Below are 17,563 nucleotides of genomic sequence, written 5' to 3' on the forward strand. Positions count from 1 at the left end.
ATGAATTACGCAACAAAGCCCGTCACGAGTTTCCGTATTGAACCGACGGAGTTCAATGTTGGTGGTGCTCTTACATCAAATGGATTAGTGGTTGAGCTAAAAGCCGACCCAACCACTCCGGGTGGCTACATCGGTTTTGTGACAACGGCTCCGAATGTTGAAACTAACGTGTTTACGATTAGTTTCTCGGATACCAATTTAGGCCAATACACCTTCACCTTACTTGAAGCGTTGGATCATGTAGATGGCTTAGCGAAGAATGATCTGACTTTTGATCTTCCTGTTTACGCGGTTGATAGCGATGGTGATGATTCACTGGTGTCTCAACTTAATGTGACCATCGGTGATGATGTACAGGTCATGCAAAACCAAGCGCTTAATATTATTGAGCCAACGGTTGCTGATTTGGCGGCAGGTACCCCGACGACAGCTACTGTTGATGTGATGCCTAGTCAAAGTGCCGATGGCGCGACAATTACTCAGTTTATCTACGATAACGGAGCAATAATAACGCTCGATCAAAACGATACGGGTGAACAAAAGTTCGTCTTTGCTGAGGGTTCACTGTTCATCACATTACAAGGTGAAGTTCGCTTCGAACCAAACCGTAATCTAGACCACACGCTTAGCGACGACATCGTGAAGTCGATTGTGGTGACTTCAAGCGATTTAGATAAAGATGTGGTGACGTCAACGGTCACTCTGACCATTACTGATGGTGATATCCCAACCATTGATGCAGTGCCAAGCGTTACCTTGTCTGAAACCAACCTTGCAGATGGTTCAACTCCAAGCGGCAGTGCTGTAAGTCAAACAGAGACGATTACTTTTACGAATCAAAGTGATGATGTGAGCAGTTTCCGTATTGAGCCAACCGAGTTCAATGTGGGTGGTGCACTTAAATCGAATGGGTTTGCGGTTGAGATAAAAGAAGACTCTGCGAATCCAGGTACTTACATAGGCTTTATTACCAATGGTTCGAGCACTGAAGTTCCAGTGTTTACCATTAGTTTCTCGACCACCACGCTCGGTGAATACACCTTTACCTTACTTGAAGCGTTAGACCATGTAGATGGCCTTGCGAATAACAGCTTAAGCTTTGACCTACCTGTTTACGCTGTCGACAGTGATGGCGATGATTCACTGGTGTCTCAACTCAATGTGGCCATTGGTGATGATGTCCAAATCATGCAAGACGGTACGTTAGATATCACTGAACCAAACCTTGCAGATGGAACCATTACAACCAACACCATTGATGTGATGCCAAATCAGAGTGCCGATGGTGCGACGATCACTGAATTCTCATTTGGCGGTATTGTCAAAACACTCGATCAAAGCATCGTAGGTGAGCAGCAATTCAGTTTCACAGAAGGTGAGTTGTTTATTACTCTGCAAGGCCAAGTGCGCTTTGAACCGAATCGCGACCTTGACCATTCAGTTAGCGAAGACATCGTGAAGTCGATTGTCGTTACTTCAAGTGATTTTGATAACGATCCGGTGACTTCAACCGTTACGCTGACCATTACCGATGGTGATATTCCAACCATCGATGCGGTACCAAGCGTTACGCTCTCAGAAACAAACCTAGCTGATGGTTCTGCACCAAATGCTGGCGCGGTCAGCTCAACACAGACGATTACTTTCACCAACCAAAGTGATGATGTGGTTCGCTTCCGTTTGGAACCAACCGAGTTCAATACTAACGATGCACTTAAGTCGAATGGCTTAGCGGTCGAACTACGTGAAGACCCTCAAGGCTCTGGTCAGTACGTCGGTTTTACTACCAGTTCGTCTAATGTAGAGACGACAGTATTTACGTTGGACTTTAACGCTGGAACCTTAGGCGAATACACATTTACCTTAATCGAAGCTCTGGATCATCAAGATGCACGTGGCAACAACGATTTAAGCTTTAATCTACCGGTGTATGCAGTTGATAGTGATGGCGATGACTCGTTAGTTTCTCAGCTTGGCGTAACCATTGGTGACGATGTGCAATTGATGCAAGACGGCACAATCACCAGCCGTGAGCCAGCATCAAGTGTTGAAACATCAAATACCTTTGATGTGATGCCAAACCAAAGTGCTGATGGAGCCAAAGTTACTTCATTTGTTTTCGATGGTAGTACTGCAGAAAGCCTTGATTTAAATGTGAATGGTGAACAATAGTTCGTCTTCACGGAAGGCTCGGTATTCATTACGACGGAAGGTGAGATACGTTTCGAACCAGTGCGCAATCAAAACCATGCAGGCGGTGATATTACCAAGTCGATTGAGGTGACGTCTGTTGACCTCGATGGCGATATTGTTACATCGACAGTGACACTTAAGATTGTTGATGGTGACCTCCCTACCATCGACCTCGTTCCTGGAATTACGTTATCTGAAGTGGATCTGGCTGATGGCTCTGTGCCAACGGGCAACCCAGTAACGATGACACAAACCATTACCTATACCGTCGGTAGTGACGACGTCAGTCATTTCAGAATTGACCCTACGCAGTTCAATACTTCAGGGGCTTTGAAATCAAACGGTTTAGATGTCGAGATAAAAGAGCAGCCAGCTAATTCTGGTAATTACATTGGCTTCGTTAAAGACGGTTCTAACGTAGAAACCAACGTCTTCACGATCAGCTTCTCGACGAGCAATTTAGGGCAATACACGTTCACACTGCTTGAAGCGTTAGATCATGTCGATGGATTACAAAACAATATACTAAGCTTCGATGTCCCTGTTTTAGCGGTTGATGCGGATGGTGATGATTCTGCAATGTCGCCAATGACGGTTGCGATCACCGATGACGTACAAGGTGTTCAAGATGGTACCTTGAGTATCACTGAGCCTTCATTAGCTGATTTGGCATCGGGTACGCCACCAACGACGCCAATCATTGATGTTATGCCAACGCAGAGTGCTGATGGCGCGAAAGTGACACAGTTTACTTATGATGGTGGCACAGCTGTAACGTTAGACCCAAGCATCTCTACAGAACAAGTCTTTACCGTAACCGATGGCTTACTGTACATCACCATTGAAGGGGAGGTTCGTTTTGAGCCGAGCAGAGATCTAGACCATTCATCTGGCGATATCGTAAGAACGATTGTCGTTACCACCAGTGATTTTGATAACGATACAGATACCGCGGATGTCACTTTGACGATCAAAGACGGTATCGATCCAGTTATCAATGTGGTTCCAGATGTTAACTTATCGGAAGTCAATCTAGCGGATGGCTCGACGCCAACTGGTTCTCCGGTAAGTTCGACTCACACAATCACTTACACCGAAGGAAGTGATGATTTTAGTCACTTTAGAATTGCGACCAACGAATTCAATCCTGGCGATCTGTTGAAATCAAGTGGTCTTGTTGTTCAACTAAAAGAAGATCCTTCTTCTGCTGGTGACTACATTGGTTATACCGATGATGGTATGGGTAACGTTACCGATGTATTTACCATTAGCTTTGATAGTGCAAACAAAGCTCAGTTTACATTTACCTTGATTGAGGCGCTTGATCACCTTGATGGCGTGCTCAACAACGACCTTACTTTCCGCTTACCTACCTATGCTGTTGATACAGATGATTCTGAGTCAACAAAGCGCGATGTGGTGGTTACGATAGAAGATGACATCCAGCAAATGCAAGATGGCTTCTTAACCATTACCGAGCCAAATTCTGGTACGCCAACAACAACTACCGTTGATGTGATGCCAATACCAAGTGCAGACGGCGCGAACATTACGCAGTTCACGTATGACGGTGGTTCTCCAATTACTCTGAATCCTAACATCAGTGGCGAACAAGAGTTTGTTTTCACTGAAGGTTCATTGTTTGTGACACTAGATGGTGACGTAAGGTTTGAGCCAAATCGAAACCTTGATCACTCTGCAGGGAACATTGTTAAGTCAATCGTGTTCACGTCTTCAGACTTTGATAACGATATCTTTTCGTCGACGGTTACGCTCACCATTGTTGATGGTGACGGACCAACAATCGACGTTGTGCCGGGTGTGGCATTGTCAGAAAGCTTACTTGCGGATGGTTCTACGCCTAGCGTAAACCCTGTGAGTATGACTCAAACCATTACTTCACTTGCAAGCAGTGATGATATTGCTGAAATAGTGGTGGAAGTAGGGCTATTCAATACCAACGGCGCGTTGAAGTCGGATGGTTTGTCACTGAGTTTGCGTGAAGACCCTGTAAATTCAGGCGACTACATTGCATTCACGACGGATGGTTCGGGTGTTGAGAAAGTTATCTTCACTCTAGATTTTGATGACACGAATCCGAGCCAATATACATTTACTCTGCTTGAACGTTTAGACCATGTTGATGGCTTAGGAAATAACGATCTGAGCTTTGATCTTTCTGTTTATGCAGAAGATACCGATGGTGATATTTCAGCGTCTAAACCGCTGACAGTCACCATCACCGATGATGTTCAGCTGATGCAGTCAGGTGCGCTCAACATTACTGAGCCAACCACGGGAACACCGACTACAGCAGTCTTTGATGTGATGCCTGCGCAAAGCGCAGATGGTGCCACAATCACTAAGTTTACCTATGGCAGCCAACCTGAAGAGTCTCTGGTACAAACCGACACGGGTGAGCAAGAATTTGTGTTCACTGAAGGTTCTCTGTTTATCAATCTCGAAGGGGATGTACGTTTCGAACCTAACCGTAATCTCGATCATTCGGGTGGTAACATCGTTAAAACCATTACGGTGACATCGGAAGATAAAGATGGCGATATTGTCACTTCGACTGTAACGCTAACTATTGCAGATGGCGCGCCACCAACTATCGACACCGTACCGACTGTCGCGCTGGCTGAAGCAAATCTGATTGATGGTTCTTCACCGGGTTTACCTGTGAGCCAAACTGAAACCATTACTTTCACAGCAGGAAGTGATGATGTTAGCTACTTCCGCATTGATCCGGCTCAATTCAACACATCAGGCGATCTGCAAGCGGATGGTTTGGTGGTTCAACTAAAAGAAGATCCTCTGAACAGCGATAATTATATTGGTTACGTTGAGAGCGGCGGTGTCCAAACGGATATCTTCACCATCGCGTTTAGCAGCGTGGTTCTAGGAGAGTACACATTCACCTTGTTGGAAGAGTTAGATCACCTGCCAGTACAAGGTAACAATGATCAAATCTTCACCTTGCCAGTTATAGCAGTCGACAAAGACAACACTGACTCAGCCGTGAAGTCTCTTACGGTGACGATTACCGATGATGTACCAACCATTACTGACACCACTAGCGCGAGTACGTTTGTGGTTGATGAAGATGATTTAGGTACTCTGGCACAAGCGACGGGTTCGTTTGTTACCACAGAAGGTGCAGACCAAGTTGAAGTTTACGAACTACGTAATATCTCAACGCTGGAAGCAACGCTATCGTCGGGCAATGAAGGTATTAAGATCACTGAGATCACCGGTGCTGCCAACACGACCACCTACCAAGGGGCGACCGACCCAAGTGGAACGCCGATTTTCACATTAGTGCTGACTGATGATGGTGCTTACACCTTTACCTTGCTTGGCCCTCTCAATCACGCTACGACACCGAGTAACCTCGATACATTAACAATACCGTTTGATGTTGTTGCCGTTGATGGTGATGGCGATGATTCTAACCAATATGTATTGCCAATCGAGGTGATCGATGATGTGCCTGTGATGACCGCTCCGACAGGTGAAACGGTTGTTGATGAAGACGATCTTACAGGTATTGGTTCGGATCGTTCTGAAGACACCATTATCAATGGACTGTTCACGGTCGATGAAGGCGCTGATGGCGTTGTGAAGTATGAATTGGTTGATGAAGATTTGGTTCTGGCTGGCTTAACTTCCGATGGAGAAGGCTTAGAGTGGTTAACTGTTTCACAGGTAGGCACAACATTTACCTATGTTGCTCAAACCGTAACGAGTAATGAAGCGGTGTTCGAGATTATTTTCGATACCTCGGATAACAGCTATCAGTTTGAATTGTTTAAACCGCTTAAACACCCTGATGGTGCCGATGAAAATAACATCGAACTTGATTTCTCAGTCGTGGCTGAAGACTTTGACCAAGACCAATCAAACGCAATCGATCTGAAAATCACAGTGACGGATGATGTTCCGTTAGTGACAACTCAGTCGATCACTCGTATTGAAGGTCAGAATTACAATGGTTCTAAAGTCGATATGTTTGCCAATGCGACGGATGTGGGGGCTGATGGTGCGGTACTGAGTCGAATTGAGGGCATCTCAAGTAACGGGGCTGATATTGTTTTTCAACGAGGTAACAATACTGGCTTTAGCGATGGCTTGAATGTTCAAAGTGGAAGTCGAACTATCCGTGTTTATGAGCAGACTGATGATGGCAATGGTGGTACTCAGGAAAGGCAACTGGGTACTTTACGTATCAACTCAAATGGCGAAATAGAATTTAGAGCTAATGGCTATCTAGATCATGACGGTGATGACACCATCGACTTCTCGATTAACGTGATTGCGACGGATGGCGATTTAGACACTTCTGAAACTCCGTTAGATATCACGATTATTGATAGGGACTCGACAAGAATCGCGCTGAAAGTGACTACTTTCGAGGACGCGGGTAGAGATTCAACGATACCTTACGCAACGGGCGATGCTCCGACTCTTGAGAATGTTCAAGATAACCAGAGTGGTCTGCCTAATGCGCCAGCTCAAGTTGCGCTGCAAGTTAACCTATATGACCAAGATAACAACGAGTCTATCGGTCAACTGACGATTCAAAACAGCAACCACAGAGGTATGTTCTATTACTTTGATGGCATGGAGTATCACAAGTTAGATCCGGAACCTAACGGCGATATCATCTTTGATTCCTCTGTGATGGACCAAAGTTTTGCTCCAAACCCAAATGAAGCAAGACAAACCATTGCGACGATCGACAACCTGTACTTTGTCCCTGACCAAAACTTTGGTTCTGGTGAAAATGGGGTTCGAATCAATTATGAACTTGAAATTGACAACAACAATAACAATCCTGATCACACCATTAATTCAAACTTCAGAATTGAGATTGAAGCTGTAGCTGATATTGCAACTTGGGATGACACCAGTAGCACGTATCAGTATCAAGTGAACGAAGATGAAGACAACGTTACCCTGCAATTAAACGCAGAATCACAAGATAACAGCCGCACTGAAACCATTACCTATGAGCTCGAAGTTGTTCAGGGAGATGGTAAGTTTGAGTTGCTTGACCAAAATGGCTCAGTGCTTACGCCAGTTAATGGTTTTTATATCATCACATCTGCTGATATCAATAGCACCGTGGTTAACCCTATTGATAACTTCTCTGGGCAAATTGAATTTAAAGCGACAGCTATTACTGAAGAGACACGTAACCCATACGATGATGCAGCCAACGGTGGAGCAAACGATAAGACGACGGCTCGTTCTGTAGAGCAAAATATTATCATTGATGTCACTGCTGACGCCGACCCAGGCACATTCAGTGTGAGTCGTATCAAGATCAACGAAGACAACATCGATGATCCTGATTACATTGGTCCTTTGGACAACAAAGACGCATTCACGCTAGACGAAGTCATCACCATGACTGGGTCAGTGGATACCGATGGTTCTGAAGAACTGTTTGTTCGTATCAGCAATGTTACTGAAGGCGCGGTGCTCTATTTCCTAGGGACGACTACAGTTGTTCCTACAGTCAGTGGTACCAATTACCAAGAAATTGCGTATTCCGATTTGGCTAACGTGGAAGTCGTTCCAACCAAACACAGCAATGTGGATTTTACTTTCGATGTAACCGGTGTGGTTAAAGACACCGCGAACCTTTCTTCAGGTGCGCAAGTCGATGAAGAAATACTGGGTACTAAGACGGTCAACGTCGAGGTTAAAGGTGTTGCTGATGTTCCTTATGGTGGAACGAATGGTACAGATTGGACAACGTTTGATGACGGTACAACGAGTGGTGTTCAAACGACTATTGAAGAGAGTCAAAATGGCGATAGATATGCTCTGCTGGACTTCACAGTGTTATCTGGAGAAAGAAGACCTGATACTGGTACTACGCCATTAGCTGATGATGGTTCGGAGTCGCTCACTGTGATTCTATCGGGTATACCCGACGGCGTTATTCTGGAAGACGGCGACGGTACAGTGATTGATCTTAACTTTGTTGGTTACGAGACTGGACCGGGCGGTAGTCCTGACTTATCTAAACCTATCTATGAAGCGAACATTACTGAGGCGGGTAAAACCTCAGGTATTCGCATCAGACCTGTCGATTCGTCGACGGAGAATATCCATATTCAAGGTAAAGTGATCGTGACTGAAAACGATGGTCATACGCTTTCTTTTGATCAGGAAGTTCGAGTGTTGGTAGAGCCTAGGATCGATACCTCAGCAACTTACAATACCGTGACCAACGGCGACGAAGATACGGCTATCAATATTGATTGGCACCCAGAGGGTACTGACTATATTGATGATGATGAGCATTTTACTTCTATTGTCATCAGTGACATTCCAACGGATGTTGAAAGTGTTGTGGTTAATGGCGATGTAACTTGGGTTTACGATGCTGCCGCAGGCACTTTAACCATCACACCTAAGAGTGGCCAGACGCCAGAAGAGTTCACTCAAATCGCGCTGAACAATAACTTCATCCAAATCACTCCAGCTCAAGATTCAAGTACTGATTTTACACTTGATACTGTGGTGATGATTGAAGAGCGAGATCATGAATACGTCGACGCTGGCAATCCTGGTCAAGGCATCGTTACCGCGACGATTAACGGTTCTATTGATGTTCAAGTACGACCTGTGGTTGAACCAGAAGATGCCAATAACAAACTTGTTGTCGATGAGGTTTCAGGTCTCACTGCTCTAACAACAGTGGTTGCAGATGCTCTGACCGGTGTCCTCAAATTTACAACCAACAGTGACAATGCATCGGTAACGGATGAGTTTGTTATTCGTTACGAAGAAACTGATGCTTCGTCTGCTATCGAAGAAGTGGACCAGTTAGTTATTCAATTGACAAACGTGGACGACTCAGCGCTATCAGATGATGTGCTCAATCAGTTACTTGTTATTGGTGCTGCATACGAAGGTAATGGTCGCTGGGTTGTAACCAATGAAGATCTGTTTAGCATTGGTGCACCGAACGGTCTAGCATTTCCGCCAGTTTCTAATATCCCCGGCGTTTTCAATGACATCAAGATGACCATCTTTAGTACAGTGGTTGATCGCGGTGATGGTGTTGAAATTGAGTCATCAGCGGCGGTTCAAAGGGAAGGTGAAGTAAATCTATCGTTCCCAGAAGTGCTTGTTGGCGGGAATGAGGTGGCTGCAGATATTACGATGACACCAGACAGCGTTGTCGATGCTATAGAAGACACACAGCTAGACTTAGGCTCTGCGCTAAATAGTTTGATCACTTTCTCTGGAGAAGATGCCTCAACAGACCAAGTGACCATCATTATTGATTCCTCTGTGACCATTAACCCAGGCGGTACTTTCCCAATCAGTTTAGCGGGAAGCAGTGAAGTCGACTTCGTTAACGGCAAATATGTATTCGAAACAACAGTCGACCAAGGCGTTTCAACGGACTTTTCTGGGCTGTTACTGAACCTACCAGCGGACTACTCTGGTGACTTTAAGTTACCACTAACCATTGTGACCAAAGATCTCCTTTCAGGTGATGAAAAAACCTTGGTGACCGATGTGGTAATCAAAGTCGCGCCAGATGTTGAAGGCAACCCAGACATCGACGTTACAGTCACAGGCTCATTGGACGACTTGTTCAATCCTGTCGATACCGATGGCCAGGCTGGGCAAGATCCAGTTGGCTACGAAGATACCTATATCCAGCTTGATTTCAGCTCAACTATTACTGACCAAGTAAGTGGGGTTGAAGGTGGTGACGAAAAATTCACATCTATTACGCTGACTTTGGATGACACGAGTGTTGGTGCGTTTTATACCAGCGCGGGTGTATCTCTTGGTACAACGGTAACCTTCGATGAAGCTCAGATTAACGCGGGTGCTCTAGATAACGTCTTGTTCAGAGCTGCTCCTAATTACCCTACGGGTAATGACGTTAATCAGGTTCAAGTGAATGTCAGTGGGACAATTACCGATACGGCTACCTACAATGAGACAGCTTCTCCTGTTGGCAGTGCAATCGACACGGATACTTTCTCTACGAGTGTGAACTTTGAAGTGGTTCCTGTCGTGGATGATGTCCTTGTCACAGGACCGGGCAGTGATCCGGATGTTATCGAGATTACAGGTAACGAAGACCAGCTTATTTCCTTGTCAGGTACGGGCCCAGTATCGATTGCATTGACTGACCTTGATGGCTCAGAGCAGTTCGTTTCGATTAAGTTTACGGGTGTACCCGATGGCTTCTTAATGAGTGCAGATGCTGCATCAGCATACACAGTGAAGAATAACGGTGGTGGTGAATGGAGTGTTCAACTGCCTCAAGCATCAGGGTTTTCGTTCGATTTGAGTGAGCTATCGATTTTACCGCCGAAAAACTTCAGTGGTACGGCCGAGTTTGGCGTTGAAGTCTTCACTCAAGAATCTTTGTTGGGTGTGCCTACTGCGGCGGCAAACTTGCCAAGCTTCAAACTGCATGTGGTACCTGTTGGTGATGATGTCGATACCAATCCAACTGACTCTGTGACAGGCAACGAAGGTCAAAACATTGATATCGAAATCAATGCGACTATTTTGGACAAAGAATTGTCGGCAACAGGAAGCGGAACGTTTACTGAAAATGCTCCTGAAACACTTCGAGTTGAAGTGGCGGGTGTGCCTCAAGATGCTTCTATTTTCTATCCAGACGGCACGACATTGGCTAGCTACGATTCGGGGACACAACTATGGACACTTGATGTTCCTGCTCAGTCGCTCGATAAGATCGTATTTAGTTCGGGTGAACATAACAGCGATGCGGGTAATGTGCTTGGCATCAATGGACCATTGCAGATTACGGTTCGCTCTGTAGATACAGACGCTGACAACACCGAATACTTAGGTACTCCAACCAGCTTCGATGTTGATTTAGTGATTGACCCTATTAACGATCAACCGACGTTTGTGAATGTGACCAACATTGAAACGGCGGAAGATATTAGCATCGCTATCGACAACTTCAGTATCTACGATGTTGACGCTAACTTTGATAACCCAGATGCGCCGTATGTTCTTACGTTGCAAATGGATCAAACGCTGCAGGGAGCGCAAGGTGTGTTTGAGTTTACGAGCTCACCTGACGTGACGTTTGTGTTGCAACCTGACGGTTCATTGGTGATTACCGGTAAAGAAGCTGACATCAATACCGCATTGACTAATGGAACAGTGACTTTCAAACCAGACCCAGATCAGAACTACCTCAATCAGAGTGGTTTAGTCACAATCAATGCAACGCTCGATGATGGTGGTAATAACGGCTTGATTGACGCGGGTGATCCGAATACCGCTCAAACCAATCAAACTACGTTCACCATTAAGGTGACGGAAGTGAATGACGCTCCGGTGGCGACTGATGTTGATTTAGGTTCGATTGCTGAAGATGGCCAGATAGTCATTGTTGAAGGCGATTTGATTGCAGCAAGTTCTGACATCGAAAGCCATAACCTGACGGTTACGGGTGTAACCCTGACTCAAGGACAAGGCCAATTAACGCGCTTTGAAAATGCTGGTGGTGCTGATGACGCTGGGATAACTGGACCATTCTGGATATTCACTGCAGCCAATGATTTTAATGGCGATGTGAAGTTCAATTACGACATTATTGATGACGGTACCACCAACGGTGTGGATGATTTCTTAACTGATAATGCTGAAATTAGCCTTGTCGTAACGGAAGTGAATGATGCACCTGTCGCGACAGACGTTGATTTAGGTTCGATTGCTGAAGATGGCCAAATCGTCATTGTTGAAGGTGATTTGATTGCAGCAAGCTCTGATCCAGAAAACCACAACTTAACGGTAACTGGTGTAACTCTGACTCAGGGACAAGGCCAACTAACGCGCTTTGAAAATGCAGGTGGTGCGGATAATGCAGCGATTACTGGACCATTCTGGCTGTTCATAGCTGACAACGATTTTAACGGCGACGTTAAATTCAATTACTCAATTACTGATGACGGTACAACTAATGGCGTGGATGATTTCCTAACCGATAGTGCTGAAATTAGTCTTGAAGTAACCGAAGTAAATGATCAGCCAGTGGCAACGGACATCGACTTAGGAAACATCCTTGAAGAAGGTCAGTTGATCATCAAAGAGGGCGATTTAATTGCTGCGACGAGCGATCCGGAAAACGACACGATTACCGTGACTAATCTGGTGCTCGACGAAGGCCAAGGCCAGTTACAGCGCTTCGAAAACGTAGGTGGCACTGATGACGCTATGATCACTGGCCCATACTGGATATTTACGGCGGCTGATGAATACAATGGCAACGTTAAGTTCACCTATACCGTTGAAGATGATGGTACAACCAACGGCGCTAATGACTTCTTAACGGATACTGCAGAGATCACCGCGATTGTCGATGGAGTGAACGATACACCTGTCGTTAATGGTGACAGTGTCACTACGATTGTTGACGAGGATGCTGGTCAGCTATTGAGTGGTATCAATGTCAGTGACCCTGATTATGTTGATACATTTTCTGATGATCTGATGACCGTCACGCTGACAGTGGATTACGGTACATTGAACGTTTCACTTCCGGCAGTGACGACGGTGATGGTCAATGGCAACAATACCAGTTCGGTTATCTTAGTTGGCACTCTGAGTGACTTAAATGCGCTGATTGATACGCCAACCAGTCCAAACGGTGTCTACCTTGATGCGAGCCTGTCTCCAACCAGTAGCATTGGCTTAGAAGTTGTCGCTAAAGACAGCGGAAACCCTTCTGGTATCGCGATAGAGACGACGCCTGTTGTTTACAACATCGCGGTAACGCCAGTGGCGAATGCGCCAACCTTGTCGATTGATACTGCGTCTAATTACGTGAGAAACATTACTGCGAGCCAGTCAGTCAGTGCGAGTGGCGTTCCTTTGGTGGGAATTATCGCTGCCTTAACGGACATTACTGAGGAGCTAACGCTGCATATCAGTGATGTGCCTGCTGGCGCTCAAATCACCAGTGATGTCGGTTCTGTGACCGATCTCGGTGGCGGTGTTTGGGTAGCAACGGCGGATGCAATTGAAAGCTTGCAGGCGGTAGGGCTTTCTCAAACTCCGGGTAGCTACACGCTTAAAGTTGAGGCGGTTTCTGAAGAGACTGACAACAACGACACGGCGACCTCGGCTTCAATCGACCTTAACCTGAACATTGTGTCTGACGCGGTCGACATTAACCTGGCTTCGGAAACCGACGATATTCAACTATTGGCAGGCGCGAATGCGACTGACCTAACTGCGGGTTCTGGAAATGACCGACTGGAAGGTGGCGCGGGTGACGATACGCTGGTTGGCGGTGACGGTAACGACACACTGATTGGCGGCGGCGGTTCAGATATCCTAACTGGTGGTGATGGAATGGATTCGTTCGTATGGCTTAATATCGAAGATGGCGTTGAAGACACCATTACCGATTTCAGCCTATCTGAAGGTGACCAGATCGACTTGCGCGAAGTATTGCCAGAGCTGAAGAACACATCTCCAGACATGACGGCGTTACTGCAACAGATAGACGCGAAAGTGGAAGGGGATGATATTGAGCTTACGATCAAGTCTGATGGTTTAGGTACTACGGAACAGGTGATTGTGGTTGAAGACCTTGCTCCTCAGCTAACCTTAAGTGGCACTATGCCTTCGGATATTTTGGATGCGTTAGTGCAACAAAATGTCATCACTCACGGTTAACGTTACATTGGAGGTTAGCTATTAGAATCTAACGATTAAACTAAAAGCGAACCATTTAACCATAACGAAAGAGGCCAGCATTGCTGGCCTCTTTTTTGTCACTGTATAAATCGAAAAGAGTTACTTAAGAGAGTTGTGGATCAAGAACTCTTCTTCAACGCCTTTCAATTTCATCTCATCCATAATGAAGTTTACTGTGTTCAACAAGCGTTGTTCACCTTTTGGAATCAGGTAACCGAATTGGCTGTTGGTAAACGGTGTCTCACAACGAGCTGCTTCAAGGCGCTCGTCTGTCACTTGATAGAACAGGCCTTCAGGAGTTTCTGTCACCATCACATCAACTTTACCTTCCGCAACGGCTTGCGGAACGTCTAGGTTGTTCTCGTAACGTGTGAAGCTCGCGTCTTGCAAGTTAGCATCCGCAAAAATCTCGTTAGTCCCGCCGATATTAACGCCAACACGCACAGAAGAAAGGTTCACTTTCTCGATGCTGTTGTACTGTTCTGCTTTGCCTTTCGCAACTAAGAAACACTTGCCAAAAGTCATGTAGCCTTGAGTTTGTTCTGCGTTTAACTGACGCTGCATTTTGCGCGTGATACCGCCCATCGCGATGTCGTATTTATCGTTGTCTAGATCGGTCAGTAGATCTTTCCATGTAGTACGAACAATCTGCAATTTAACGCCCAGCTGCTCTGCAACATGTTTAGCTACGTCAATGTCATAACCAGAGTAGGTTTTGCCGTCGAAGTAAGAAAAAGGTTTGTAGTCGCCGGTGGTGCCGACACGAAGTGTGCCTGATTTTTGGATGTCTTCTAATTGGTCAGCTTGTGCGACACCAGAAAGAGCCAGAGTAATGGAAGCAAGTAATAGTGATGTTTTTTTCATTGTAATTATCTGTTGTGTTTGTCTAGTTGTTAAAAGTAACAGAAAGAAAAGCAGAAAGAGATCAAACCATTGGAAAGTTTAAAAGAAAGTGAGATTACAAAAAATAGAGGTAAGAAAACTCTGTCTGAAAGAGGGGGGTAACGGGTGTATTGGATGGGTTTCGAGAAGGAGGGGAGAAACATTAAAGTGCTATTCAGAGTTGACAGTATGCGCAAGCTTAAGTGGTAAACAAAAAGCCCATGTTATCGAATAACATGGGCTTCATTATTGGTTTAACGTGTTAGTGGCCTGTTTAGCTACTTAGCAACTGACTCGTTGTTCATCTTAGCCGGAGCTTTAGATGCGTTAACCAGTAGGATACCAACGGTGAGTACCATTGAACCACATAGTAGGAACAACAAGCGTCCTGTTGGTTCGTTTGGAATCAGAGCCATTGCTAGGATACCGAAACCTGCTGTGCTGATAAGCTTACCAAGCATTGAACGCTGTTTAGTATCTAGGTTTTGTTGCTCTTCACCTTCCGCTACTAGCGGCGTGTTCCAGTTAGTGAATAGTTGGTCAACTTCTTTCTCACGTTCAGGCGATAGGCCTTTGTAGAAGCGAGAAGTTAGGATGAAGTAACCACCAGTGAACACTACGTGAGCCGCTAGGCTAAGACCAACTTTCAAGTCGCTCCATTCACGGCCAGTAAGCGCTGTTTCCATACCGAATAGGTGCTCGATGTCTTCTGCTTGAAGCGAGATACCGAAGATGTAAGAAACGAAGCCACCAACGATTAGCGTAGACCAACCAGCCCAGTCAGGCGTCTTACGAATCCACATACCAAGTAGTACAGGGATAAGCATTGGGAAGCCAATTAACGCACCTACGTTCATTACGATATCGAACAAGCTCAAGTGACGTAGAGAGTTAATGAACAAGCCAATCGCGATGATGATAACACCCATCATGATAGTGGTTAGCTTACTTACAATAACCAGCTCTTTCTGAGTCGCGTTTTGACGAAGAATCGGGCTGTAGAAGTTCATTACAAAGATGCCAGCGTTACGGTTCAAACCTGAATCCATAGAAGACATTGTTGCAGCGAACATTGCTGACATAAGAAGACCAACCATACCTGCTGGCATTACGTTCTGTACGAATGCTAGGTAAGCAGCATCACCCGCTTTATCACCCATTGAAGCGTACTCCAATGCGAAATCAGGCATGAATGCACTTACGTACCAAGGTGGCAGGAACCAGATTAGTGGGCCAACAACCATAAGGATACATGCTAGGCCTGCCGCTTTACGTGCGTTTTCACTGTCTTTCGCACATAGGTAACGGTAAGCGTTGATGCTGTTGTTCATTACACCGAACTGCTTCACGAAGATGAACACAACCCAAAGAACGAAGATGCTCATGTAGTTTAGGTTGTTACCTAACATGAAGTCGCCGTCGAAGTTAGCAACGATGTTAGTTAAGCCGCCACCGTGGAAGTAAGCCGCAACCGCACAAGTAATGGTTACCGCCATGATAACAAGCATTTGCATGAAGTCAGAAGCAACAACCGCCCAAGAGCCGCCCGTGACTGCCATCAATACTAGAACCATACCCGTTACCACAATGGTTGCTTCCATTGGGATGTTGAATACCGCTGCTACGAAGATAGCTAGACCATTTAGCCAGATACCCGCAGAGATAAGGCTGTCAGGCATACCTGCCCATGTGAAGAACTGTTCAGACGTTTTACCAAAGCGCTGACGAATAGCTTCGATCGCCGTTACCACACGAAGTTGGCGGAACTTTGGAGCGAAGTACATATAGTTCATGAAGTAGCCAAAAGCATTGGCTAAGAATAGGATTACAATAACGAAACCGTCATTGAACGCGCGTCCTGCGGCACCTGTAAACGTCCATGCTGAAAACTGTGTCATGAAGGCAGTTGCACCAACCATCCACCACAACATTTTGCCGCCCCCTCTGAAGTAATCACTAGTCGACGTGGTGAACTTACGGAACATCCAACCAATAGCGATTAAAAAGAAGAAGTAGGCGAGAACAACAAAAGTATCAATAGTCATCTTTTCAGCCTTTTAAATATCATAATTAACTGGGCTTAGATTAACGCGTCCAAAGGTTTATTTGTACTACAATATGTCTTTAGTATGATCTAGGTCGCATTGATTTTTGGGTACACACGGTAAGTTAATTTAACCTGCTGTTTTTATTGGTTTTAATTGTTTTTGTGAATTGCTCTAGATCCAAGGTAAATTGAAGTTTAAATGTTTATATGTATTACAATATAAGTAATAAGGCTTTGGTTTGCCTTATTTATAAGATTTTAATTATAACCGTAACAAATATGCTACAACTGAACGTGGTTGTGCGACGGGATTCACGTTAAATCTCAGTACTAAATCGCAAAATTTCGTTTCTGGCATTTAAGTGTAGCTTATTGTTTTTATGCCGCTATTTTCTATTTCACGCCCTGAATTGCTCATTATTTATCCGTACTATTTATCTACACGATTTATCCGCTCAATTTTTCTGCTGTTCTGCTGTTCTGCTGTTTAGGGTCTAGGTTTGTCCAACCGCTCGAAATTGGAGTAGGCGACAGCGAGAATCATACCCAATACCCAATACCCGATAAGCGATAACCATAGCCACAGCCATAAGCCTTGTATTACTTCATGGCGATTTCTAAGCATATGAAAGATATTTGTATGCTTATGGGCTAAGAAGGGCGGAGGCGTCGATACAGGGCTCAAGATACGATATGAGTCGAGTGAGT

3 protein-coding genes and 1 pseudogene are annotated in these 17,563 nt (G+C 45.3%); 2 read left to right on the plus strand and 2 right to left on the minus strand.

What is annotated here, in order from left to right; genetic code table 11:
* Together BCT49_RS26395 and BCT49_RS18530 are read left to right on the plus strand one after the other, a co-directional pair.
* Window positions 1-2,172, plus strand: a pseudogene (locus BCT49_RS26395) (hypothetical protein); the annotation flags it as partial.
* Between the two features lie 60 nt (window positions 2,173-2,232).
* A complete protein-coding gene (locus BCT49_RS18530; protein WP_372166271.1) occupies window positions 2,233-13,905 on the plus strand; it encodes a cadherin-like domain-containing protein in 11,673 nt (3,890 codons plus the stop codon).
* A gap of 120 nt (window positions 13,906-14,025) precedes the next feature.
* Here the strand turns inward: BCT49_RS18530 and BCT49_RS18535 are convergent, their stop codons facing one another.
* Both BCT49_RS18535 and BCT49_RS18540 read right to left on the minus strand, forming a co-directional pair.
* Window positions 14,026-14,790 (minus strand): transporter substrate-binding domain-containing protein, encoded by a 765-nt coding sequence (locus BCT49_RS18535; protein WP_102437320.1) that lies wholly within the window; start codon window positions 14,788-14,790, stop codon window positions 14,026-14,028.
* A gap of 296 nt (window positions 14,791-15,086) precedes the next feature.
* Complete coding sequence (locus BCT49_RS18540; protein ID WP_017110888.1) at window positions 15,087-16,853, minus strand: sodium:solute symporter family protein; 1,767 nt, start codon at window positions 16,851-16,853, stop codon at window positions 15,087-15,089.
* Window positions 16,854-17,563: the final 710 nt, after the last annotated feature.

Origin of the sequence: Vibrio lentus, from assembly GCF_002875945.1 — a bacterium.
GTDB lineage: Bacteria > Pseudomonadota > Gammaproteobacteria > Enterobacterales > Vibrionaceae > Vibrio > Vibrio apostichopi.

Coding starts and splice junctions, on each gene's coding strand:
- BCT49_RS18535 (WP_102437320.1), bottom strand. CDS start 14,790: ATGAAAAAAACATCACTATTACTTGCTTCCATTACTCTGGCTCTTTCT.
- BCT49_RS18540 (WP_017110888.1), bottom strand. CDS start 16,853: ATGACTATTGATACTTTTGTTGTTCTCGCCTACTTCTTCTTTTTAATC.